At 35.0% G+C, this 24460-nt stretch carries 19 protein-coding genes and 1 pseudogene; 14 read left to right on the forward strand and 6 right to left on the reverse strand.

Going from position 1 to position 24460, the window contains the following annotated elements:
* The first annotated feature begins 53 nt into the window (after positions 1-53).
* Positions 54-806 carry an alpha/beta hydrolase gene (locus tag ACIQ2D_RS15570; protein ID WP_402865579.1) on the forward strand — a complete coding sequence of 251 codons (753 nt, stop codon included), beginning with the start codon at positions 54-56 and terminating at the stop codon, positions 804-806.
* A gap of 486 nt (positions 807-1292) precedes the next feature.
* Here the strand turns inward: ACIQ2D_RS15570 and ACIQ2D_RS15575 are convergent, their stop codons facing one another.
* A complete protein-coding gene (locus ACIQ2D_RS15575) occupies positions 1293-2033 on the reverse strand; it encodes a glucose 1-dehydrogenase (protein ID WP_402865581.1) in 741 nt (246 codons plus the stop codon).
* Positions 2034-2527: 494 nt separating this feature from the next.
* Between ACIQ2D_RS15575 and ACIQ2D_RS15580 the strand changes: the two genes are divergently transcribed.
* Together ACIQ2D_RS15580 and ACIQ2D_RS15585 are read left to right on the forward strand one after the other, a co-directional pair.
* Positions 2528-3196 carry a DNA alkylation repair protein gene (locus ACIQ2D_RS15580; RefSeq protein WP_402865583.1) on the forward strand — a complete coding sequence of 223 codons (669 nt, stop codon included), beginning with the start codon at positions 2528-2530 and terminating at the stop codon, positions 3194-3196.
* Positions 3197-3582: 386 nt separating this feature from the next.
* A complete protein-coding gene (locus tag ACIQ2D_RS15585) occupies positions 3583-3867 on the forward strand; it encodes a hypothetical protein (protein WP_402865585.1) in 285 nt (94 codons plus the stop codon).
* Positions 3868-4104: 237 nt separating this feature from the next.
* Here ACIQ2D_RS15585 and ACIQ2D_RS15590 read toward each other — a convergent pair whose 3' ends face one another.
* Complete coding sequence (locus ACIQ2D_RS15590; protein WP_402865586.1) at positions 4105-4305, reverse strand: cold-shock protein; 201 nt, start codon at positions 4303-4305, stop codon at positions 4105-4107.
* Between the two features lie 478 nt (positions 4306-4783).
* Here ACIQ2D_RS15590 and ACIQ2D_RS15595 point away from each other — a divergent pair, with 478 nt between their 5' ends.
* The 3 genes and pseudogenes from ACIQ2D_RS15595 to ACIQ2D_RS15605 form a co-directional block, all read left to right on the forward strand.
* On the forward strand, positions 4784-5311 hold the full coding sequence (locus tag ACIQ2D_RS15595; RefSeq protein WP_402865588.1) for a hypothetical protein: 528 nt from the start codon (positions 4784-4786) through the stop codon (positions 5309-5311).
* A 450-nt stretch (positions 5312-5761) separates the two neighbouring features.
* Entirely contained in the window at positions 5762-6652 is an 891-nt protein-coding gene (locus ACIQ2D_RS15600; protein WP_402865590.1) for a PhzF family phenazine biosynthesis isomerase, read from the forward strand.
* Positions 6653-6887: 235 nt separating this feature from the next.
* Positions 6888-7118 (forward strand): annotated as a pseudogene (locus ACIQ2D_RS15605) (O-methyltransferase); the annotation flags it as partial.
* A 206-nt stretch (positions 7119-7324) separates the two neighbouring features.
* Here ACIQ2D_RS15605 and ACIQ2D_RS15610 read toward each other — a convergent pair.
* A complete protein-coding gene (locus ACIQ2D_RS15610; protein WP_402865591.1) occupies positions 7325-8506 on the reverse strand; it encodes a NupC/NupG family nucleoside CNT transporter in 1182 nt (393 codons plus the stop codon).
* A 476-nt stretch (positions 8507-8982) separates the two neighbouring features.
* On the opposite strand from ACIQ2D_RS15610, the gene ACIQ2D_RS15615 reads away from it, so the two are divergent.
* The gene (locus ACIQ2D_RS15615; protein WP_402865593.1) at positions 8983-10131 is read left to right on the forward strand and encodes a cell envelope integrity TolA family protein; all 1149 of its coding nucleotides are present in this window, start codon (positions 8983-8985) and stop codon (positions 10129-10131) included.
* Positions 10132-10447: 316 nt separating this feature from the next.
* On the opposite strand, the gene ACIQ2D_RS15620 is transcribed toward ACIQ2D_RS15615, so the two are convergent.
* Entirely contained in the window at positions 10448-10960 is a 513-nt protein-coding gene (locus ACIQ2D_RS15620) for a hypothetical protein (RefSeq protein WP_402865594.1), read from the reverse strand.
* A 404-nt stretch (positions 10961-11364) separates the two neighbouring features.
* On the opposite strand from ACIQ2D_RS15620, the gene ACIQ2D_RS15625 reads away from it, so the two are divergent.
* Positions 11365-11781 (forward strand): VOC family protein, encoded by a 417-nt coding sequence (locus ACIQ2D_RS15625; RefSeq protein ID WP_402865596.1) that lies wholly within the window; start codon positions 11365-11367, stop codon positions 11779-11781.
* Between the two features lie 309 nt (positions 11782-12090).
* Here ACIQ2D_RS15625 and ACIQ2D_RS15630 read toward each other — a convergent pair whose 3' ends face one another.
* On the reverse strand, positions 12091-12825 hold the full coding sequence (locus ACIQ2D_RS15630) for a glucose 1-dehydrogenase (RefSeq protein WP_402865598.1): 735 nt from the start codon (positions 12823-12825) through the stop codon (positions 12091-12093).
* A gap of 500 nt (positions 12826-13325) precedes the next feature.
* On the reverse strand, positions 13326-14735 hold the full coding sequence (locus ACIQ2D_RS15635) for a VanZ family protein (RefSeq protein WP_402865600.1): 1410 nt from the start codon (positions 14733-14735) through the stop codon (positions 13326-13328).
* 586 nt (positions 14736-15321) lie between these two features.
* On the opposite strand from ACIQ2D_RS15635, the gene ACIQ2D_RS15640 reads away from it, so the two are divergent.
* The 6 genes from ACIQ2D_RS15640 to rpoN all read left to right on the forward strand — a co-directional run bounded on the left by ACIQ2D_RS15640 (position 15322) and on the right by rpoN (position 24446).
* A complete protein-coding gene (locus ACIQ2D_RS15640; protein ID WP_402865602.1) occupies positions 15322-16335 on the forward strand; it encodes a S66 family peptidase in 1014 nt (337 codons plus the stop codon).
* 558 nt (positions 16336-16893) lie between these two features.
* Entirely contained in the window at positions 16894-17235 is a 342-nt protein-coding gene (locus ACIQ2D_RS15645; protein WP_402865604.1) for a putative quinol monooxygenase, read from the forward strand.
* Positions 17236-17320: 85 nt separating this feature from the next.
* Positions 17321-19390, forward strand: coding sequence for a sigma-54 interaction domain-containing protein (locus ACIQ2D_RS15650; RefSeq protein WP_402865606.1), 2070 nt, complete (start codon positions 17321-17323; stop codon positions 19388-19390).
* A gap of 498 nt (positions 19391-19888) precedes the next feature.
* Entirely contained in the window at positions 19889-21298 is a 1410-nt protein-coding gene (locus tag ACIQ2D_RS15655; protein WP_402865608.1) for a YfcC family protein, read from the forward strand.
* A gap of 17 nt (positions 21299-21315) precedes the next feature.
* Positions 21316-22440, forward strand: a complete 1125-nt coding sequence (locus ACIQ2D_RS15660; RefSeq protein WP_402865610.1) for a M20 family metallopeptidase — start codon at positions 21316-21318, stop codon at positions 22438-22440.
* Positions 22441-23117: 677 nt separating this feature from the next.
* On the forward strand, positions 23118-24446 hold the full coding sequence (gene rpoN / locus ACIQ2D_RS15665; protein ID WP_402865612.1) for an RNA polymerase factor sigma-54: 1329 nt from the start codon (positions 23118-23120) through the stop codon (positions 24444-24446).
* Positions 24447-24460: the final 14 nt, after the last annotated feature.

Consider the following 24460-nt stretch of genomic DNA (forward strand, 5'->3'; position numbering starts at 1 on the left):
GATAGACACATAAAATACACAAATACGAATTTCCGTAAAGGGGATATTATAAAATGAAGTTATCAAAGCCGCAACCTTTAACTATCGAGGGGGGCGAAAAAGCCGTACTATTACTGCATGGATTTACTGGTAGCACAAAAGATGTGAAAAAGCTAGGAGAATTTTTATCCAAACGTGGTTATACAGTTCATGCACCAATTTATAGTGGGCATGGTGTGGAACCGGAAGCATTGCTTGAAACAAGACCAGAAGACTGGTGGAACGATGTCGTGGAAGGCTATCATTTCCTACAAAATAAGGGACACAAAGAAATTGCTGTTGTAGGCATTTCACTAGGTGGCGTTTTCTCATTAAAAGTAGCAGAACAATTCCCAGTAAAAGCAGTTGTTTCAATGTGCGCACCGATTTCACGTGATAACTCAAAAGGTTTATTTACGCGTTTATACAATTATGCACGTCTTTACAAGCATTTTGAAAATAAATCAAAAGATCAAATTATTTCTGAATTACATGAATTACGTATTTCGCCAAAAGATTCACTTGATGGCGTAACACGTTTAACAACTGAAACACGCGAAGAACTACCATCTATTAAAGCACCGACACTAATTATGCAAGGTTTGCTTGATGATAAGCTATACCAAGAAAGTGCACCGTTCATTCTAAACACAGTAGATACGGATGATAAAGAAATTATCTGGTATGAAAACTCTGGACATATCATTACACTAGACAAAGAACGTGACAAAGTTTATGAAGACGTTTACAAATTCTTAGATCATGTCGAATGGTCAGTGGCTAATTAAGTACCAGGTTCTTAAAAAAATGATAATTCAAATAAGCTCTGCATGAGGGGAAACTCGTGCAGGGCTTTTTCTATTAAATGGACTTATCACCATACCTCGGGTTTGATTTTCGAGGACGTCCGATGAGTGGCTAATCCACCAGTAGTCGAACAACAGGACAAGGAAAAACAAGCATTCTTAAATCAATACGTATTTTCATCAAATGTCATCCCTGTTTTTTAGGTTTGTGATGGGATTTATTGTTGGAAATTGAAAAAACTTAGATCCAACATGTACACACGAAAGTACCTTGGTAATTTATAACAAATGTTTTTTTCTTGGATCAAACCATTTATAATGAGGCTTTAGTACTTGTGCTAAGCGATAGTGTTGTCGCTAAGGGGATACCCACATGTAGATTGGTGAAATCATTGAAAGTTTTATACTTATCCATGTATAAGTGTTGAGCTTTTTTAGTGCAGTTCAATATTACCTGAAAGGTCTCAATTAATATTTTGCGGTTAACCCACCATCTAGAATAAACTCAGAACCTGTTGAATAGCTGGCATCCTGGGCCAAGAATAATACTAATTTAGATACTTCTTCAGGTTGAGCGACCCGCTGTAACGGGATGGATGCAGATAGTTGGTCTACCGTATTTTCTATCCCTTCTTGTTGGACCATGGGCGTTAAAATAACACCCGGGTGAATCGAATTGACACGAATGCCGTAGGGTGCTAATTCGATTGCAGCTGTTTTGGTCATGCCGCGGACTGCGAATTTAGAGGCATCATAAGCGATCGTAGAAGAGCTTCCTCTTAAGCCGTTAATAGAAGAGATATTGATAATTGCCCCATCCACGCCTTTCTTTAGGGAAGGTGCTACCGTTTTTAAGCCTAAAAATACCCCGACTTGGTTGATGTCAATGACTTTGCGATATTCGGCTTCTGTTATTTCTTCTAACGATTTACTAATCACGATCCCAGCGTTATTGACAAGTACGTTAATGGGCCCGTATTTGGCTTCCGTGTCTTCGACCACTGCTAACCACTCAGCTTCCGATGTTACATCATGTTTATAGAATGTCGCATTTTCTCCTAACTCAGCGGCTAACTCTTGTCCTTCCTCCACCAGTACGTCCGTAATCACTACTTTTGCGCCTTCTGCAACAAACGCCCGCGCATGTGCAGCACCTTGTCCACGAGAACCACCTGTAATTAAAACTACTTTATTATCAAATTTCCCCATATCAATCACTCCTAAAATGTTATAGTTAATCTCTTCTATCCCATATTATTCTTTGAAAGTGATAATATGATTATTATTTAACGAATCTATTTTAATCATACATATAAATTGATATACACATATATCGATATATACTTTATGAAAGCGCATATAAACAACCGAAAACCCGGTAAGAAACAATGACTTATTGTCATATCATTTATATAATATGCAATTAATATGTAAGTCTTTATGTATAACTAACGGAGGCGTTTCTTTAAATAGGAATGCTCTTTTCGTAACCAATTAAAAGGAAGTAAATGTTATTATTATATTAAAGATGGTTGATCTTCTATTATAGGTGGAGAAAGCTTTAATACGATATATGCTACAATTTAAAAAAGTAAACTTTGGAGGAATACCACTACAATAAGGCATATAACGAAATTAAGTTTTTGATATATCCCGTCAAGGACATACTATGAAACAGTGCTTTAATAAAGGAGTTGTATAAAATGGATGAAAAAAAAGATACAGAAATAAAACGCTCTTCAAAAGCAGAAAACATTCTATCTCAGATCAATAGTAAAACTAAGCTAGGCGACTTACGAAAAATCGCGAAGGACATAAAAAAAGATCACGAACTAGCTATGGAACTTTGGTCAACCGAAGAGTTTTTGCCCAGACTATTAGCAATCTTAATTATGGACAAAAAACTTCTTTCACATGATGTGCTAAATAAGCTTGATCAGGATATGCAGACTCACACTTTTGATGAGCGAAATAACTTAATGGATTGGTTAATGGCTAATCAACTCACCAAAGACAAGAAGATGATTGCATTGATGGAGTCATGGGAAAATAGTCCTTCTGCTCTTCGAAGGCGAGCATTCTGGTATTATCAAGGGCGATTGAGATGGACTGGACAAACACCGCCTGGTAACACCGCAGACTTGCTATCTGCATTAGAAGCTAATATTACGCAGGAAGAACCGGAAGTTCAATGGGCTATGAATTTCACCGCAGGCTGGATTGGCGTTTATGATGAAAAGAATCGTGCACGTTGTATTAAACTGGGTGAGAAAACGGGTCTTTACAAAGATGAAATAGTAGCAAAAGGATGTACGCCCAGCTATTTGCCGGAGTTCATTACGATTGAAGTTAACAAAAGACTTAATAATTAGTTACCTCTGAAAAATTTATTAGGGTTTAATGTGAAAAATAAAGGAATTCAAAGCCTCAATATGAAAATTGTAATAGGCTTGGACCGAAAAATAAAGAAAACAACGCGTTATGGCAGCTAGTTAGTGAAATAAACCCACTTATCTCTTTTTGCTCTGTAGGGCGCTTATCTTTAAGAAGAACAACTTTCCAGCTGCGCAGTACAACAATACTATTCAATAGAAAAAGATCTTCCACAATTAGGTGCATTTCCAGAGAATGGATTTGATCTTTTTTATAGAAAGATGCACGTTAGTTGGATAACTGCTTAAGGAAATATGAATAATTATTATTTTAATTCCGGTAATATATGTAAACATCCCTTTTGGAAAGGAGCTGAGTTGCTGAAATGACGAAAAAGATTAACATTTGGGCATTTATCTTTTCCGTAATATGTATTTTTATGTTTATGTTAGATAATTCTTGGGGACCAATAGCTTCCTCCATTTGGGGGATGAACTCTTTAAATCTGCTCTTATATTTTACAGTGATAATTTTCTTTGTAGGATTGATAGGTTTTGCGGGTGTTGAGGATTGGAAAGGGATGGCGAGGAGTATAACTACTGTAATACTTACTTTGGGATTATCAACGTTTTTAACGATCGTTATTTTTTTTGGAATGTTATTAAGCTAAAGCAACTAAAAGAAGCTGAACGTTATTCCATTAAACGGCGAGATCATCGAACAATAATGTGCCAGAATCAGATCATTCTACGGAGCAAAGTAGGGGACGGGGGATAAAGCGACTTTATGACAGGCCACTTAAAGCCTATTTATTTAACGGTGTATGGATCTACGATAAGTCGAGAAAGAGAAAAGGATGCAACTCTGTCAATGACAGAATTACATCCTCTTTCTAGGAAAAAGTTACTTATCCTTTTTGAACGTTAGTTGCTTGAGGACCACGTTGTCCTGCTTCAACTTCAAACGTTACTGGTTGACCTTCGTCTAAAGATTTGAATCCTTCGCTTTGGATAGCTGAGAAATGTACGAATACATCTTCGCCACCCTCACGTTCGATAAATCCAAAACCTTTTTCTGAGTTAAACCATTTTACTGTACCTTTTTCCATGAGAAAAAACCTCCGTTGCGTAATCCGCACTTAATTTCTATTCTTGTTCAATTACATAAGACGAAAATCACAGATTTGCAACTTAGTAAAGTCAAAAATAACTTTCTTATAAAATAGCATTATCCAAAAAAAAATTCAATTAGGAGGGGTCAGAAAAATATTAAAAAAATGTGACAAGATCAGCGATTGGTTTGTGAATAATCCTACTTAAAATTTCAGGTACGGATAAACGTATTGAACAAAGATTGAAGTGATAATATTCATAAAATTGATATTCGTTCTTTAAAAAATAATTTAAATGGGTAAGGTGTTACCTCGATTACTACACCTTTCTTTAACGGCTCTACAATTGCCCCCCATTCTCATAAAATCACCTCACTGAATAGATTCATTTCCGCCATCTCATACAAACGCACATACAAGCAAAAAAAATACAATATGTATACATTATTAGAAAATATATTAGGGGGGTTCCTTTGTGAATTCATGTGAAAAAAATTGTTCGTGTGAACGTTGTAAACCTTGTAATGTTCCAGTATCAGGTGTGATGAAAGCAATAGATAAATGTAATATCCAACCAGTTCCACGTCCGTCCATTGTTGAGAATTTTGTCTTTAACATACAAGAAGGATTTGTAGAAGCAGACTTTTTTACGTTAACATTGCCATCTATAACCCTGACAGGAAATCAAAAAGTTCGTTTAGATATATCATCACAAGTAGGTGCTTTAACAACAAGTGGTCCTACATCTTATATAGAAGACATCTATCTGACGCTAAATAGAAACGCTCTTCCACTTAATGTCGAAACAAGGCTATTTAGTTCAATGGTAAAAGTAAACCCAGTGTTTGATCAAAACTTCACTACGCTAATTACGCTATTACATGTCGATCATCCAGGCCCTGGTGTATATACCTACTCTGTTGATGTCCGAAATGAAAGTCAGAATATAGAGGATCCATTCATTATTTCAACGATCATTACAGCAACTATCTATAATGCATGACCTCATTTCCTCCACCTCATATAAACACATATGAAGCCGTATAAGAATTAACTTTACGGCGTTTACCGAAAACCCCTTGGAAACGATTCTGAGAGGTCTCAAATTCCATTTATTTTGAACATCAACTATTAGACTTTTTTTTCTTTGAAAAAAATAAGTTGCAGTATATGCATGGAATTTATAACAAATTAACACCTGAAACATTAGTTCTAATCGCTAACTCCATTTAAAAACTAATTCAGCTAAATATCATTAGGTACCTTCTTCAAATAAAGGAGGACTTTACTTCAATATGGAGTAGATGTTTCATCATAATAAAGTCGTTTAAAATATGAGCTGATCCTTCAAAATGAATAGTGTTAGCACTTGTCATTTACGATACAATAAAAGAATTGATGAACGAAAAGTTAAAGTAAGGCCAGGTTATTACGATTGAAGGGGGTACGTATTTTGGCAAAGGTAAGTATAAAGCACATTGATGCGTTTAGTGCCATTCCAGAGAAAGGGAATCCAGCTGGTGTCGTATTGAATGGCGAGGATTATACAGAAAAACAAATGCTCGCGATTGCTGCAGCGGTGGGATTTAATGAAACAGCTTTTGTTGTGCCTTCGAATGTTGCGGATTTTCGCATTCGTTACTTTACACCTGGCCAAGAAATGAATTTATGTGGCCATGCGACAATGGGAGCGATTTATGCTTTAAGCATGAATGGATTATTAGCAAAATCAGCTTTAACAGTTGAAACAAATGCAGGTGTATTGCCGATACAGATTCGTGAGGAAAATAATCAATTATTGATCTCGATGCAACATGCGCAACCACAGTTTCAATCATTTGGGGGTTCAAAGGCTGATTTAGCAGCGTCCATTGGATTACGAGAAGAAGATTTACATTCAGACTATCCAATTGTGTATGGCAGTACAGGCATTTGGACCTTAATTGTCCCAATTAAAGAGTTATCAAGCTTTTCAAAAATGACACCAAACACCGACGAATTTCCGGAGGTTCTAGTAGAGATGCCAAAAGCTTCTGTACACCCGATCTGTTTTGAAGTGCGCGATCATGAAAACGATCTGCATGCTCGTCATTTTTCATCTCCTTATTCGGGAACGATTGAAGATGCAATTACAGGAACAGCTTCAGGCGTGATGGGCGCGTATTATAAAAAATATGTCAATCAAGATATTCGTTTGCCTGCGACACTGATTGTTGAGCAAGGACATGAAATCAATAAAGATGGACGAGTATATGTACATGTAAAAGAAGAAAAAGAGCAACTAGACATCTCTATTTCGGGTACGGCTGTTTTTGTGAAGAATATTGAGATTGAAATAGAATAATTCTACATAGGGGGGCATTCTTTAAAGATTTGCAGGCCAAATTAAATAACTTTATGATTTTGATATAAATAGTAAGAATGATAGAAATAACTAACTAGAAAAGTTGCTTATATATAGCAGCTTTTTTAGTTAGTCTATTTTAATCATATAAATATATATGGATATACACCTAGAAGAAACACATATTAACTATCGAAAATCCCTAGTTAACGGGGCAAAGCCGATTATGGGGATTCCTCAATACTTGAAATGGGCATTGGATTTAGCGAATCCTGGGGCACTAATTATTGCCGATAATGTAGTACGAGATGGTGAAGTGGTTGACGAAGAAAGCCACGATGAATGAGTTCAAGGAGTACGCCAATTCATAGACTTGCTGGAGAATGACCCTCGCATAGAATCAACAGCCATACATACGGTAGGTTGTAAAGGGTATGACGGTTTTATATTGAGTGTTGTAAAATAACAATACAATATAAAGAGATAAACATTGACAAAAAAGTTTAAGAGCCTTGCAACAGTTAGATGCAAGGCTCTTAATAATTGTTTATTTTCTATAAATTAAAGCGAAAATTTGATATTACGTTAAACCAATATCATTGGAGCTACGCATAAATAGAACTGCCTGAACCAATACCTTTATCTCAAACATAGTGGCTACTTCTTTTAAAATTAAATCACCAAACCAACAATTATAGCCGTTAAGATACTAACAAGTGTGGCCCCATACAATAACTTTAAGCCAAAACGAGCAACTACATTCCCTTGCTTTTCATTCAACCCTTTAACTGCTCCGGAAATAATACCGATAGATGAAAAGTTTGCAAAGGATACAAGGAATACCGAAATAATGCCCAGTGTATGTTCACTCATGGATTTAGCTACTTCTCCAAGGCTTACCATTGCAACAAATTCATTCGTTATTAATTTGGTTGCCATAATTCCTCCGGCAGAAATAGCATCTGCCCATGGTACACCCATTAAGAAAGCGATTGGTGCAAAGATATAACCCAATATTTCTTGGAAAGATATGCCGATAATCATTTCAAATAGTGAATTTATTAAGTCCATTAATGCTACGAAACCGATCAGCATAGCTCCAACAATGATGGCTACTTTAAAACCATCCATGATATATTCTCCAAGCATTTGAAAGAAAGTTTGCTTATGCTCATCTTCAATCGTTAAGATATCTTCGCTTTCTTCTACTTTATACGGATTAATGATGGAAGCAATAATAAATCCACCAAACAAGTTCAACACAATTGCCGTTACTACATACTTCGGTTCAATCATCGTCATATATGCGCCAACAACTGACATAGAAACTGTCGACATTGCTGATGCACATAATGTATACATACGATGTGGTGCAATCTTATCTAATTGTTTTTTTACAGTAATGAATACTTCAGATTGACCTACTATTGCAGAAGCAACAGCATTATACGATTCTAATTTCCCCATACCACTTACTTTACTTAAAAGTAATCCGATCCATTTCATGAAGAAAGGAAGAATTTTAAAATGCTGCAAGATCCCTATCAATACAGATATAAAGACAATCGGTAATAATACACCTATAAAGAAGGGCGATTCTCCTTCATTTGCTAAACCTCCAAAAACAAATGATATGCCCGTACTTGCATAAGCCAATAAATGATCAAATACATTTGTTATTCCTTTGATTAGCACATAACCAAACGTTGTATTTAGCAGTAAAGCTGCCAATATAAATTGGATGATTAACATCATTACTATATTTTTATATTTTATTTCTTTTTTGTTTTTACTGATTAACAGCGCTAAAGCAAAAACAAGTAGCAATCCACAAAAAGATATTAAGTATCTCATAAGTCCTCCATAAATAGATATGATAATTTTTGGGCGTTTGTCTCCAGGACGACAAATTCATTCTTTCGTTCATTTAAGAACAGCCAAAGATCTTAATTAGAAAATAAATAGTCAGACGTCAGACAAACAATTGTATAATAACAGTTTCTCTACTAGCTATTCAATAGTTAAAAGAAAAAAAGTATGCCACATAAGCATTTTTATTGTGTGAGGTTTTTGAAATATTATGTCGATTGTGTTAAATAAACTAAAATATGTATTATTCAACAAACCTCCCGTTCGTTGAATAGCAACAATCTTTTAAAAATTGACCAATTAAAAGTCGCAAGGTTTTACAAACTGCGCTAGAACAAGGCAGTTTTTTTGGTAATTAAGTAGATAAAAAAGCAAATAAACATTTTTGTCTATATACTTAAAATAGATGGTACGATCATTAGGAGAATTGTTTATATGAAATTATTGAAGAGAGTAGATGAATGTTTATGTATGAAAGACTTTCTGTAGATGAACGGGAACAACTGCTATCTGTACTTACTGCAGATCAACGTGATTTTTTAGAGAATGAAGTGAAACGTGGCAGACGGACAGTATTTGAAAATTTCATGAGAGATGAAAAAATCACAGCACTCCGGTTAGCAGACGAGATCAAGCTAGAAGAAGATGAGATGAATGTTGTAGATTGGATGATTTCTGATTTTGATGATTTTGGTCCAGGAAATTATGGGGGACAGTGTGCATGTGGTCGACGATTACGCTACATGTTTACCGTGGAACATCAAAAAACAGGTAAAAAAATTCAATATGGGAAGCAACATTTGAGTACATTTTTAAATATCGAAGTGAAAGATATTGATGGATATATCAATGAATTAGATGTTATTGACAATGAACTGGATGAACTGTTGTGGAAAATAAAAGATGACCAGTACTATCATGAGTACTATGAAAGATTGCTGGATCAAACCGTAGTATCTGAAAGCATTAAAAAGCATCTCGAATTAAATGTGCCGTTTTTAGACAGTCAAGTAAATAGGTTGAAGAAGCATTTTGAAACACAAATGGAAGCATTAGAGGAAGAGCAACAAAAAATTCAGCGTGAAGTGGATTTTGAAAAGCGTCAGGCAGAAAATAAACGCATTGAAGAATTGCTTAGAGAAAAGAAAAAAATTGAGGACAAGTTGGAAGCTGCGAGAAAGGTTCAGGCTGAAGCTGAATGCAGCAGACAACAACAGAAAAAAGAGCGCGAGGAAAGAATAGCGCAGGAAAAGATAGAAAAAGATACAGAATTAGTGAAAGCAACGAAGGCACAACTTGCGTACGGTGCGACTTTTGAGGATATAGCTTATTCCCTTGTATTGAACGGTCAACATAGTGCGGTGGCGATTAGTCAGATGCTGGCCAATGATTTTGGCTTTGATCAACATATGTCTGTAAGCACAATGGATCGACTTTTCTTGTATTACGATGTGTTATTAGCTTTGAAGAAACAAGTGGATCACGGCAATTTAATCATGGATGAATCCTCATCTGTAGAGGATTGTATTTTCTATGTGAACCCTTTTCGTGAGGAAGAGCGCATTAATGAAACTGAAGAAGTAGAACAACAAACGTTAGCACTGTTTTAAGAGCAGTGTTAGGGGGGGCATTACGTGATTGCTGGCAGATCGTCGCCAAAATCATTCATCGAGCAGCCAGCACCGTAACTCGCAGTTCAATTAACGGGCCAGGTCTAATATTAGTTTCGGTGAACCGTATCATAAGTAAATGAGGATTTTGAATAGACCACCTAGAACCTTGAAATCATACGTTTTAGGTGGTTTTCGTTTAGCCGAATTCTATGACTTCGGTTTTAATAAATGGGGGTAACCACTTTCGAATGCCGGCTAAATTTGCAAACCGTTCTTCATTTGAAAAAATATTGGTGCCCATAAAGTCATGGCCTCACCCAAATATGGTTGTAGGCTCGTTAAAGTTTAAGCAAATTGTCTCTTCAATCGAAGCATATGTCCCGTTTGCACGATTCATATCCCACGTTTTATTCTCAATCGTAAAAGCATTTTTTTGATTTGACCAAAGTGAACTCATATTATGATTATGCTGCCAGATCATAAGGGGAATTAGTCGAAGTAATTCTTGATGATTTGAAACAGTAATCATAAAATAAGTGTTAATTTTTGATTGATGAAATATTTCAAACGATAGTTGTTCATCATACAAATCTTGTTTTAATTCCTCAATAACATCTTTATCATGTTGCTCAAATAAAAAATACAGTGGAAATGGGGCTAAACTTTCTGTAAATAAAGCAAGTTGTTGTTCTGTATAGTCTGGGTAATACATTTCACCAATATTAATGGCGTATTGAATGCCTTCATTTATAAAAAAGTTATAGCCACCAGTCGAAGGTGCATTTTCATAATACTTTTTTGGTAAAAAGCCAATTCCTAAATTCATGATAGTCACATCCTTTAATCCAGTATAAAGCTGATAGAGAAAACCCGCACTTATACAAGTTACGGAGAACCGTACCACAAATAAGTGCGGGTTTAAATTAAAGAAGGCTGTTTTCTCAAAGATTGTAGCTATTCAACTAACGGTGCAGATTTTGGAGGAGCTTTTTCAAGCAATAAGATATACGAATAACAAAGAAAAATTTAATAAGAAATATGTGGTTATTAATTAAATAAAAGGGCAAGATATTTTAATGTGGTGCTTCCATACACATTAAATATGTGGTATTTTCAAGAATTAATGTTCTGTTTGTGAAAACGAACCATTAGTAAATGAGATTTACAATTAATGAAAAACTTAATTAGCAAGGAATTCTTTACTATAATTCCTGCAGGAGGTAATGAAAAATGGCATTAACATCGAAAAATATCTTTATCAATTTATCAGTAAAAGACGTGAACAAGTCCACCAATTTTTTTAAGAAGATAGGTTTCGAGTTCAACCCACAATTCTCCGATGAAACCACATCTTGTATGATCATCAGTGACAATATCTTTGCTATGATTATGATTGAAGAAAAATTCAAAGGATTTAGTAAGAAGGAAATTGTGGATACTACTACTTTTGCCGAAGCAATTTTCAGTTTTTCAGCTGAAAGTCGAGAACAAGTGGATGAGATAGTAGATAAGGCACTGTCATCTGGTGGTAAATCTTTTAGTGAGCCTCAAGATCATGGATTTATGTATATACGGGGGTTTCAGGATTTAGACGGTCATTTATGGGAAGTTGCTTATATGGATGAAAGTGTAATGAATCAAGAATAAACTTTAAGGTTTGAGTTATTTTATTCGGGTTTAATATTCTAAGGGGGGATGCCTTAAAAGGTATCACCTTTTTTTATCTTTACAGATTAGAAACATATGAATTAATGGACTTAAAGTAAAGGGGGCTTGAATTGAATAAGCTTTACTTTTCTTCTTCAACTAACGGGATGCGTTAGTTGAAGAATATAGCCAAACCAGAAGCAACAATCTATACGAAAACTGCCTTAAATAAAAAACGAAGGCCGATTTCCTATACTAATAGAAAATCGGCCTTTATCAAGCCTATAAAGATTTTTTCATGTACGTTTATTACTGTGCAGTTAATCCGCCATCAATCACGAATTCTGAACCTGTTGAGTAGCTAGATTCATCAGAAGCCAAGAACAATATCATTTTAGAAACTTCTTCTGGTTGTGCTACGCGTTTTAATGGAATGTGTTGAGAGAATGCTTCTACAGCAGCTTTTGTATCTTCTTGTACAACCATTGGTGTTGCGATAACGCCTGGGTGTACAGAGTTTACGCGAATGCCCATTGGTGCTAGGTTGATTGCTGCCGCTTTTGTCATCCCACGTACTGCGAATTTTGTATCTGTGTAACCTACAGCACCACCAACTAAGCCGTTCATTGAAGAAATATTCACGATAGAACCGCCACCAGCTTTCATCATTGAAGCTGCTACAGTTTTCATACCTAAGAATACAGAAACCTGGTTAATGTCTACGATGCGACGGTATTCTTCTACTGTAATATCAAGCATATTTTTCGCCATAGTAATACCGGCGTTATTTACTAATACGTTTACTGGACCGAAAGCTTCTTCTGCTTTCGCAATAACTGTTGCCCAATCTTCTTCAGATGCTACGTTTTGTTTAATGAAAAGGGCATTTTCACCTAATTCAGCTGCGAATGCATTGCCTTTTTCTTCATTTAAATCTGTTAAAATAACCTTTGCACCGTTCTCTATAAATAATTTTGCGTGTGCCGCACCCATACCTTGCGCTGCTCCTGTAATAATTGCTACTTTACCGTCTAGTCTTTTCATTTTTATTTCTCCTTTTATGAATAAGTATTTATAAATGTACCTTGAAAAACCAAGTTACCTTTTGATAGTTAGTAAGTAACTTTTAAGACCTAAGTTACTTTGTGTAACTACATTATCTCGAAACCGAGATAATGTCAATGCTTTGAACTCAGTTGACTAGTCAATTGTAGAATGATTGATCGATATAGGGGACATTTTGACTAAAAATTAATTAGAATTACATTTCACCATCTTTTGAAGATTACTTTCACGAGTACGGTGAAGATATTGAAATGGTAATCATCTACATGAATCTAAACTGTAAATCAACTGTTCATCACGCATTTGCTGGGTCGACAAGTACAAAAAAGAATGGGATAAAAATTATCGAATAGGGACTGACCCCAAAAGTATAGACAAATAAAAAAGCATCTTTCATTGAATTACTGGTATTGAACAAAAACCCCGAATAGCTACACTTTTATAGTGTCCACTATTCGGGGAAAGTTCAGTTTTTTTATTTACTGAATAGCTGATATTAAAACTTCAATCAGGGAGTCTGAATCATTTACTCTGCTTGTAAATACATATACAGGTTGATAATAACCTTTTGTATCATAAGTATAGGTTAGACGAACATCCGTTATCGTTAATGTATCACCTTTTTGTAAAGGTTGATACGTGCTAAACTCTCCGTTTACCAATACTTCATATGCTTGCTGTTGTGAAATTAATTGCTTTTTCGCAACCATTTCATTGTCACTAATATCAAATAATATGTCGGGCACTTGCTGATTAAAAAGTCTAATCATAACCAGACCTTTAGAGAAATCTTCACATGTGGATTGTAAATTCTCTGGTTCAGCTAAATCCCAGCGAATTGTGCGTTCATCTTGTTGCTGATAGATAGCGTTATTAGGTAATAGTCCTTCACTTTTTAACCAATTTTCTAAAAGTTGCTTTTGCTGTTTAATATCAACTTTTAGGGGGGCATCATTTATATAATCGAATGATAAGGACCAAGAACCATTTGACATGAAATAAGTTAAAAAATAGGCACTGCCTTCATCGTCTTGAAATGTAAATATACGATTATCCCCATCAATCCGTATGCCACCTTGTTGTTTCAAATTAAATTGTTTAGCAATGGATTGGGCAATTAATTTTCCTTTTTTTATATCATTCACATCTTTATTGTAATAAACACATGCGTTAGGTGATTTATTAGAAAGTTCAGTTTCCAGTTGCATCTGTATTTGGTCCATAATTTGTTTTTGTGCAGGTTTGAATGGCAAATTCCCAAATTCTTGTGCGTTATACACCACATTTGCCACACCAAACATCGCTATAAAAACGAGTGGAATAGAAATAGCTTTCACAATCGGTACGAATGTTAATTTTCGTTGTTCTCTCCATAAAATGAATACCATCACGAAAAAGTACCCCGCTAAACTCCCAATGGTATTATGCAAAAGGTCGTCTAACTCAAAAATCCCTTTACCTGTAATTAATTGGAAAACTTCAATGCAAGATGTGAAAATAATTGATATGACGAGTACACGGCGAAACGATTTGTTTTTATGATGAATCAACGGTAATAGCACGCCTAACGGTACAAACATTAACATATTAAAGATGATTAACTGAAATTCTGTCAATGACCACTTGTTCCATGCATTTACATAACTTGTGAATAGACTGAAATTAATCTGTTCTGTATAATTTGCCCCTCTACTGAGAGTAGTGATCCCAAATACAACAATGAACCAACAAATAAGTAAAGTGATGAAAACAAATTTAGATAGACGTATTGGATACTTTTCCTGATAAAATTTTCTATATATAAAGTATCCGATCATCAAGATAATGATGGCAATAATAGAATATTTTATATAGGGTAAAAGACCGAATACAATACTAATTAAATCCAATGTAACGTAACCTCCTAAATAATTTGACTTGTTCATTGTAGCAAGAAGTTCTTAAGGTTTTTTTATTATAAAACTTAAGTTTTTATGAAGTATGTGTAATCATTAAGTATTTAATAATGGCTGTTTTCAAGAAGATTGTTGTTTTTCAACTAACGGAGGCGTTCCTTGAAGATCATTGATTTGCATAGGCAGCTCTTTTTTTCTTGTTTGAACTAAGGGACCAGGTTAACTCAACAAGAATCTTATAAGTCTACTAAAGATAATTGTTTGGGTATGTAGGATCATCACTAATTCACTTAATTACAAAATCCACCCCTGCAATCAATGCATAATGAATTGACTCTGTTGGTTCTTCAAAGACCGAAGCTGCGCTCGCCATTCTATCAATAATCCTCATCACTACATTTTTCTAATCAATAACCATAGGGATTATTTTAGAAAAGGAATTCCGTTGGGCCTTGTCGAAATGACATTGAACAGGATATGGCTTTTGATGATGGAAAAGGCAGGTTAGTGGAATAAAAGAAGTGTTTTTTTAATAACATTTACAATGTTTATACTATAAACGTTGGGAGAGTGGCTAAGCATGATAAAATATCCAATCTTACAAAAAGGTGCAACAATAGGCGTAACGGCACCATCATCTGGAGTCCCAAGTGAATTACATCATTTGTTGAAAGCTGCATGCAAAAGCGTGGAAAAGAGAGGTTTTAATGTTATCTGTGGAGAAACTGCATGGACTCAAGATAAGGCAAAGTCTGCATCAGCTAAAAAGCGTGCAGAAGAGTTCAATGAAATGATGCGTAGTGATCATATTCAACTTATTATTCCTCCTTGGGGCGGAGAGCTACTTATTGAGACACTTGAATATATTGACTTTGAAAATATACAAAGTAAGTGGATATTAGGCTATTCTGACATTAGTCTGCTACTGTTAGCAATTACATTGAAAACGGGTACTGCTACAGCCCACGGCACCAACTTAGTGGATTTAAGAGGAGCGTATTCTGATGATACGACAGCAATGTGGCAAACCGTATTGTCTACTAAAATGAATGAATCAATTCTCCAACATTCATCAGAAAAATATCAAAAAGAATGGCAACCTGATAACCCTACGCCTTATATTTTCAATCTAACAGAACAAACTTACTGGAAATCAACTGTCAACGAAAACGTTAAGATACAGGGGCGATTACTCGGTGGTTGTATTGATACAATTAGACATTTGATTGGCACACCATATGGGAGTGTGCATCATTTTAAAGAGAAATACATTGAAGGAGATGCTGTCATTTGGTATCTCGAAAATTGTGAGTTATCAACAACTGACTTACGTAGGTTCCTCGTGCAAATGAAATTAGCTGGTTGGTTTGAGGATTGTAGTGGCATTATGTTTGGGAGAAGTTCAGCGAATACAGCCGTTGCAAATTATACAGTTGAAGATGTTTATAAAGAACTTTCGAAAGAGCTTCAAATTCCTATTTTGTACGATATTGATTGCGGTCATGTTCCACCACAAATGACGTTTATAAATGGAGCATACGCTGAAGTTGAATCAGATAATGGTCAAGGTACGGTGCTACAAACGTTTAAATAAAATTATAGTACTGATTTTTTAAAAATAACAAAGAGTTAAGGGAACTATTTAGTGATAATGAACATTATTGAGTTGCATAGGCAGCTCTTTTTTTCATATTGAACTAACGATGCAAGTTAGTTCAAGAAGTAACTATTTATTATGGTAAAATTTGTTTAAATGAAGGTGGAAGGGAGAAACGATGAAAAAAACTTTTAATAAGTTAGATAAGATACAAATTGTTATTGCTAGCGTCGCATTACTACTAGCAATACTTGGATTTGCTTATGACAATTTAACAGAAGTCGCACTCATTTTAATATTTATCAGTTTACTTGTAAATGACGTACGAAATTTCAGAAAAGACAAGAAACCCACTTTTTCATATTTGAAAATAGTGATGAGGATAATAATAATCTTCCTTTTAATCCTTATGTTATTGTGCTAACGAGGCAGAATCACTAAATAGAACAACATTGCATTAATTTAAACACATATTCAATATCATGGTTTCAGTGCCTACAACATGATATGATTTCTGAGGTGATAAGTCTAAAATTAGTAAGTTGGAGGATATTGATGAGTACTAATAAAGAAAACGTAATTCTCTATATAAGATTTAGAATTAAAAGTGGAAAAAAGGAAGAATTTAAAGAACTATTATCGGCTAATAAGAGAGCGATGGAACATGAACCAGCTTTTGTAAGTGCCGTTCTTTCAGATGATATTGATAATCCAAATGAGGTTACTCTTTTTGAAATCTGTAAAGGGACAAAGGAAAGTTGGCTAAAAGAAGAGCTTCCTAAACCTTATAGAAATACATATGAGCATAAACTAGCAGATTTAATCGATGAAAGGATAATTAGTTATCTTACACCAACGAATGAGTTGAGAACTAATTTAACAAACAGTAGCAGTTAGAGCTTTTAATAGTTTTGGATCTCCAAAAGGGTATGAAGTCTGTTAGAATAAGAGCAAAATGTAATTGTAAGGTAAGGAGAAGAAGATGAAAAAGCCTACTATACTTATTGTAACGAGCACGAAAACAGTGAGTAATACATTTGAAGAAAATCTTCAAATGTTTTTTGGTTCAAAAATTGACATTGATACATATTATGAAAAATTGCCATTAGATGAAAAGCTTATCCATAAAGCTGATTTAATTTTACTGTCTAACCCAGTGTTAGAAGAGGAATTAAGAAAAATAAATTTACATATCCCTCTAATGGTTGCGCGACGTTCCGTTCTAATTGCAAGGTTAGAACAGCTTTTGGATTTGCCTGCTAATACAAAAATTTTATTAGTTTCTAACTCCAAGAAAGTGACTAGCGACTCTATTGATGTTCTACACGCATTTGGATTTGGTCATTTAACGTTAATTCCTTATATTCCAGGTGTTACAAATAGTGAACAGGCAGAGAATCTAGACTTAGCTATTACATTTGGACAACCAGAACTTGTACCAAAGCATATTAGAAGAACGATCAATTTAGAAAATCGACCAATTGATTTAACAACTATGCTTGATATTGCCGGTCTTTTAAATCTTTCTTTAGAAAATGCACACTTTTATACGGCAGGATTTTTTAGAGATTTTGTGAAAATAGGAAGAAATTTATCATTTTCCATCCAAAATGAAAAAAAATTAACGAAAAAATTAGATTCTGTTTTAAATGCAGTACATGAAGGGATTATAGGGCTAGATGAAAAAGGCATTATTACATTAATCAATGAAGATGCCTATCAAATTCTACAACTCCCTTCTATCAATTTTATCGGCAAGCATTATAGAGAAATTTTACCTGACTTTCAGATTAATGAGACCTATTTAGATCAAAAAGAACAACTTGATAACTTATTTCAAATTAACAATCGCTCATTGCTCGTATCGAAAGTGCCTTTAATCTTGACCAAACAACTGGTAGGCCTTGTCATCACATTTCAGGATGTGACAAGGGTTCAAAGAATGGAGCAAGAAATTAGACGAAAAAGTACAGAGTTAGGTTTAACAACAAAATATTCATTTGATCATATTATTGGCGATAGCCCTTTAATTATATCCGCAAAACAAAAAGCCGTTCGTTTGGCTAAAAGTGATTATACAGTGTTAATTACAGGAGAGAATGGTACGGGCAAGGAAGTTTTTGCACAAGCTATACATACTAGTTCAGAAAGAAAAGAAGGTCCATTTGTGGCGGTTAATTTTGCAGGACTAACCGAAACGTTAATAGAAAGTGAACTATTTGGATATGAAGGTGGAGCATTTACTGGCGCTAGAAAGGAAGGGAAGATGGGCTTATTCGAACTAGCCCATAATGGCACTATTTTTATGGATGAAATAGGGGATGCCTCATTAAGTATTCAAGCATCCCTTCTACGAGTCCTTCAAGAGCGCCAAGTCATGCGTGTAGGTGGCAACAAAATCATACCGATCAATGTACGAGTTATTGCAGCTACCAACAAAAACTTATATCAAATGATGCAAGAAGGTACATTTCGTGAAGATTTGTATTATCGCCTAAATGTTTTACCATTGCAGATTCCTTCACTTAGAGAAAGAAAACAGGATTTATTTATACTGATAGATTCCTTTTTAACGTTGAATAAGAGAGATTTAATTTTTAGAACAGATATAAAAAGCCTCTTAATAAACTATAATTGGCCAGGTAATATCCGAGAACTTGAAAGTTTCATTCATTACTTAATGGTCATTGTTGAAGGAAATGTGGTTACTGAAAATCATATACCCAATCAGATTTTACTCTCACAAAAGAAAGTTAATTCATCTGATAATTCATTGTCGGAAATTGAAGAGACACTTCTATATTTAAAAACAGGGAATTTTATAGAAGACTACAAATCCATATTACAAATACTCTGGATTTGTAAAAAGAGAGAAAAAAGTGTGGGAAGAGGAATCATACAAGAAATGCTCCCTTATTCTTTGTCTGATTCACAGTTGCGACATCGATTATCGGTTTTAAATAAAGCTAAATGTATTAAAGTTGGCATCAAAAAACAAGGGACTGAGATGACGGAAATGGGTGTGGAAATATTTAATAGATTAAATGTGTAAATGCTGGATTTACTGGTATTCCTACTATCACGGCTGTTGTTTAGCTAGCTTTTCCCAACAAAATCATGAAAAAACACCTTTTTTGATACGATGTTAAGCGATTAAACGTACATCGGTAATACAAGAAAGGTGTTTTTTATTCCAATTGTTAGGCCTCAGCTAAAAATCGGGGTACTTTTTTTATGGTCACATTTACTGTCGAAGAGAAAAATGTAGAATTTGTACGATTTTTCATCGTATTAAGCGTAATGTGTCGAAAAAAGAATGCCCACATTTGGTTAATCGAAAATATTCGTATATTTAGGTTGTTTTATGGATGGTTTACATCCTAAAAAAAGACCTATAAATGCTGATTTAAAAATATAAGATCTTCTTAATAAAGGGATTTACTAACTTAAAAAATTGGCATGCTTCTTGCAATATGTTTAGTAGTGAGTTTTCCTATTACATAGTTAATTTTGAAAACAAGCGTAATATCGTAATATAATGGGGGATTATATGGAACAGAAAAAGAAGAAAAAACGGTTTTCGATGCCGGATGCATTTATCATCATATTTGGTATAATAGTCCTATCGGCAATTGCAACATATCTTGTACCATCAGGGTCTTTTGAGAGAACAGAGATTGATGGCAGGCAAGTCGTTATTGATGGTACATATGCTGCTACAGAAGCAAGCCCATCGTCCATAATGGATATCTTTATTGCCATTCATCGAGGGATGGTAGACAGTGCAGATTTGATCTTCATGGTACTTATTGTTGGTGGAGTTGTTGCTATATTTGAACACACTGGAGCCATCAACACAGGTATTAATGCAATGATTCAGAAAGCAAATGGTAGGAAGTATCCACTCGTCATTACTTTCATTGTACTATTTGCTTGTATGGATATGGCAGGGTTAAGCGGTAATGCCGTTATTGCCTTTATTCCGATTGGAATTATTCTCGCAAAAGCATTGAAACTTGACCCAATCGTTGGTGTGGCAATGGTTTATTTAGGCCAATATGTAGGGGTAGCAACTGGTACGTTTGATCCGGTGATCACTGGCTTGGCACAAAAGATTGCTGAACTCCCGTTATTCTCCGGTGCAGGTCTTCGATTTGCAGCATTTATATCATTGCTTATTGTAACAATCATTTATATTTGTCTTTATGTAAGAAAAATCAGCAAAGATCCATCAAAAAGTTTAATGGGAATTACGCCGTTTGGTGATGACGCTGATGGTTTAGATGAAAAAGCAGAAGACATTGGACCATTTACCGGTAGACATAAATTAGTCTTACTAACATTCGCTGTATTCATCGGAATATTCCTTTATGGTGTATTTAGTTTTGAATGGGGTCTCGGTGAACTGTCTGCTATTTTCCTTATGATGGGGATTGTTGCAGCATTTATCGGAGGAATTACAGCCAATGATTTTATTCAGGTATTTATTAAAGGAGCTCAGAGTATCATTTATGGCGCCTTAGTTATCGGTTTAGCAAGAGCTGCTGTTATTCTACTTGAAAATGGTAAAGTATTGGATAGCATTGTACATTCTGCGTTCGCACCGTTAAGTTCTTTACCAACGATATTGGGAGCAGAAGCAATATTTTTGTTTAATTTAGTGTTTAATTTGCTCGTAACTTCCGGCTCAGGTCAAGCAGCTATTGTAATGCCTTTTATTGTTCCATTAGTTGATATGCTGGATATCACAAGACAAACTGGGGTACTTGCTTTCAAACTGGGAGATGGTATTACTAATATAATTACACCAACATCTGGCATTTTAATGGCGGTACTCGCAGTTGGGAAAATTCCATACTTGAAATGGGTTAAATTTATATTTCCAGTCGTAATTCTATGGTCCACTGTTGCCGCTATTTTAATAGCAATCGCTGTACTTATTGATTATGGACCATTTTAAGTTAAAGGAGAGTAATTATGGATCAAGTAAAAAAATATATGCTAGAAAATCAGAATCTTATACTTAGAGATATCCAATACCTAGTAGAGAGCGATTCTCCATCAAACAATAAGGAATTGGCGGATATTTGCAATCAGAGAATTCAGAGCTTATTCCAACGCTATTTTGGCTACAAGGCCGAAGAAATTGAACAAGAGAATTATGGAAATCATCTTCGTTTTGAATATGGTGAAGGAGAAGAAACGATTCTAGTGTTATCGCACTTTGATACCGTTTGGAACGAGGGAGATTTGACGTTTAAAATAGAGGGAGACAAAGTCTTTGGACCGGGAATTCTGGATATGAAGGGTGGACTCGTCCAAGCTATATGGGCTTTAAAAGCGCTTCATGATTTACAGATTCCACTATCGAAAAAAGTGATATTCCTTTGTACAAGTGATGAAGAGATAGGTAGCCCTTCTTCTAAGGAAATTATTGAAAAAGAAGCAATGAATAGTGAATTTGCTTTAGTGACAGAACCCCCAGTAGCAGAATCTGGCGCATTGAAAACGGGGAGAAAAGGTACATCCAAATATTTTGTTGATATTGAAGGCAAAGCTGCTCATGCCGGGAATCATCATGAAGATGGAATTAGTGCGATTAAGGAAGCAGCCCAGCAAATTGTCTATTTAGAATCCCAGACTGACTATGATCTTGGAACGACTATTAATGTTGGCTCCGTAAAAGGTGGCGGAAAACTAAACGTCGTATCTGATACATCAACGTTTGGCGTTGATGTACGTGCAAAGTCTCGGGAAGAACAGCAACGAATAGATAAAATTATAAGGGAATTAAAACCCCATACGGAAGGAATTACGCTTAAGGTAAGAGGTGGCATTAACCGACCGCCTATGAACCGTAATAATAAAACAAGTGCGCTATTTACTATTGCGAAAAAAGGTGCAAAGGATTTAGGCATGGATTTAAAAGAAGCGTATGTAGGCGGTGGAAGTGATGGTAATTTCACTGCTAACTTAGGGGTACCGACATTAGATGGTCTGGGCGCTGTAGGTAAAGGTATTCATGCTAGACATGAGCATATCGTAGCAAGTGAAATTCCAAACCGTACAGCACTGTTGTGTAATTTAATAAGTTCTTTATAAAATAGACTAAATGCTTTCGTTCAACATTTTTAGATACTTTTTTAAGTAATATTATGGGTTATCACCGAAACCTGTACTTGTTTTCATAAAAGAAGTAAGCACATGGAACGGAAGGCGGCGACTCCTTGGGGATTAGCGAACAGCTTGAGACCCCGCAGGAGCGAAGCGACGAGGAGGCTCAAGGTTCGCCCCCAGGAAAGCGTCCGCCTGGAGTGGAATGTGCTGTCAATTACAGATTTTGGTGTAATGATTCAAAGTTTCATAACGAGATACAAGACTTTTGAGCCCTTGGGAACTCTAATAGGAGTTTCCGAGGGCTCTTTGTCATCTCGGACTTTTGGATATGCGCTAGTGATTTTTTCCGAAAATTACCCTATTCATCTACTTTCCCTTTGGCACACCTAATCCAATGAGTTTCCTCACCTTCCTACTTGGTTTCTTCCAGTTCCTCCACCAACCGAATTTCACCAAGTAAGGTGATACCACTACTAATGTAACATTAAGTCGTTGTAAAAAATTATTTCCGCATATTTTTGATATTTTTCCAGTTATTTCTACTACGAAAAAATCATTTCTAAATATTCAATTTAATAATAGAGTAGTCATACAAGTTATACTATAATAGTCTAAACATGATTATAAGTGTTCCATATACACGAATGGACAGGGGGGACATTATGGAGATTATAACTCATCAAAGACAGGAACTTAATCTGAGAATGACAAGTGAATTAAGACAAGCCATCTCATTATTACAATATTCGACATATGAACTCTATCAATACATAAAAGATCAAGAGATGGAAAATCCCTTAATATACTTAAAAGAACAAGAAAATGATCCTTCGTATGTAGGAAAACCTAACAGTCAATTGAGTTCGAATAGCTCCTCTAGCATGGCAAGTGATTTATTAACGAGTCATGATATAGGTATGAGAAATAAACTCTATGAACAAGCTGTATTGTTATTTAAGGATAGCCAAGATCAAAAGCTAATCAGATATCTCATAAATAATTTAGATGATAATGGATATTTAAACTTCAATGAAAATGATCCATTTTTTTATGACGAATACGCTGAAATTGATATTGACAGAGGAATTCAACTTCTGCAACATGTAGGGCCTTTAGGGATAGGCGCAAGGAGTTTAAAAGAGTGCTTATTATTGCAAATACCAAAAAATTTCCCTCAAGTAGAACTAGCTGAATTTCTAATTCAACACCACTTGGACCTGGTAGCTAATAGAAAATGGGATCAAATTGCTACTCACCTGAAAACACCTTTAGACACTGTAAAAGAAATTTACGACTTTATTCTAACGCTCGATCCTAGACCATGCGCTCATATATCTGACTTTTCAGTAGAATATGTGAACCCAGATATAATTGTGGAGATAAAAGAGAAGGGCCTTTCTTTTTATCTAAATGACAGTTATTTGCCTAGTATTCATTTTAATAATGAGTATTCAAGTTTTCAAAAAAATAAAGATGAAATGTCAAAGTATATTACTACTCACTATAATAGTTATCAGTGGTTGCTAAGCAGCATTGAACAACGACGTCAAACCATCTTGAAAATAGTAAAGGTTATTATTGAAAAACAGGAAAATTTTTTTAAGGACGGATTTACAGCACTCAATCCCTTAACATTAAAAGAAGTTTCAATAGAAATAGGAATGCATGAGTCCACTGTTAGCAGGGCTACAATGAATAAAATTATTCAAACGCCAAAAGGCACTTTTGACCTTCGGGTATTCTTTACATCAAAGTTAGATACTGTAGATGGAAATGCCATATCCCAAACGAAGGTAAAGCGACTGTTAGAGGATTTCATTGCACAAGAAAATAAATTAAAACCTTTATCAGATCAAAAAATTGCAAGTTATTTTAAAAATGAAAAAGGAATTACTATTTCAAGGCGTACGATTAGTAAGTATCGAGAAGAACTGAACATTCCATCTTCAAGTAGACGTAAAGAAATAGGTAATATGATGTCATTAAAATAAAACAACCCAAAAGT

The organism is Lysinibacillus sp. NPDC097287, from assembly GCF_044761695.1.
In the GTDB taxonomy this organism is placed as follows: domain Bacteria; phylum Bacillota; class Bacilli; order Bacillales_A; family Planococcaceae; genus Lysinibacillus.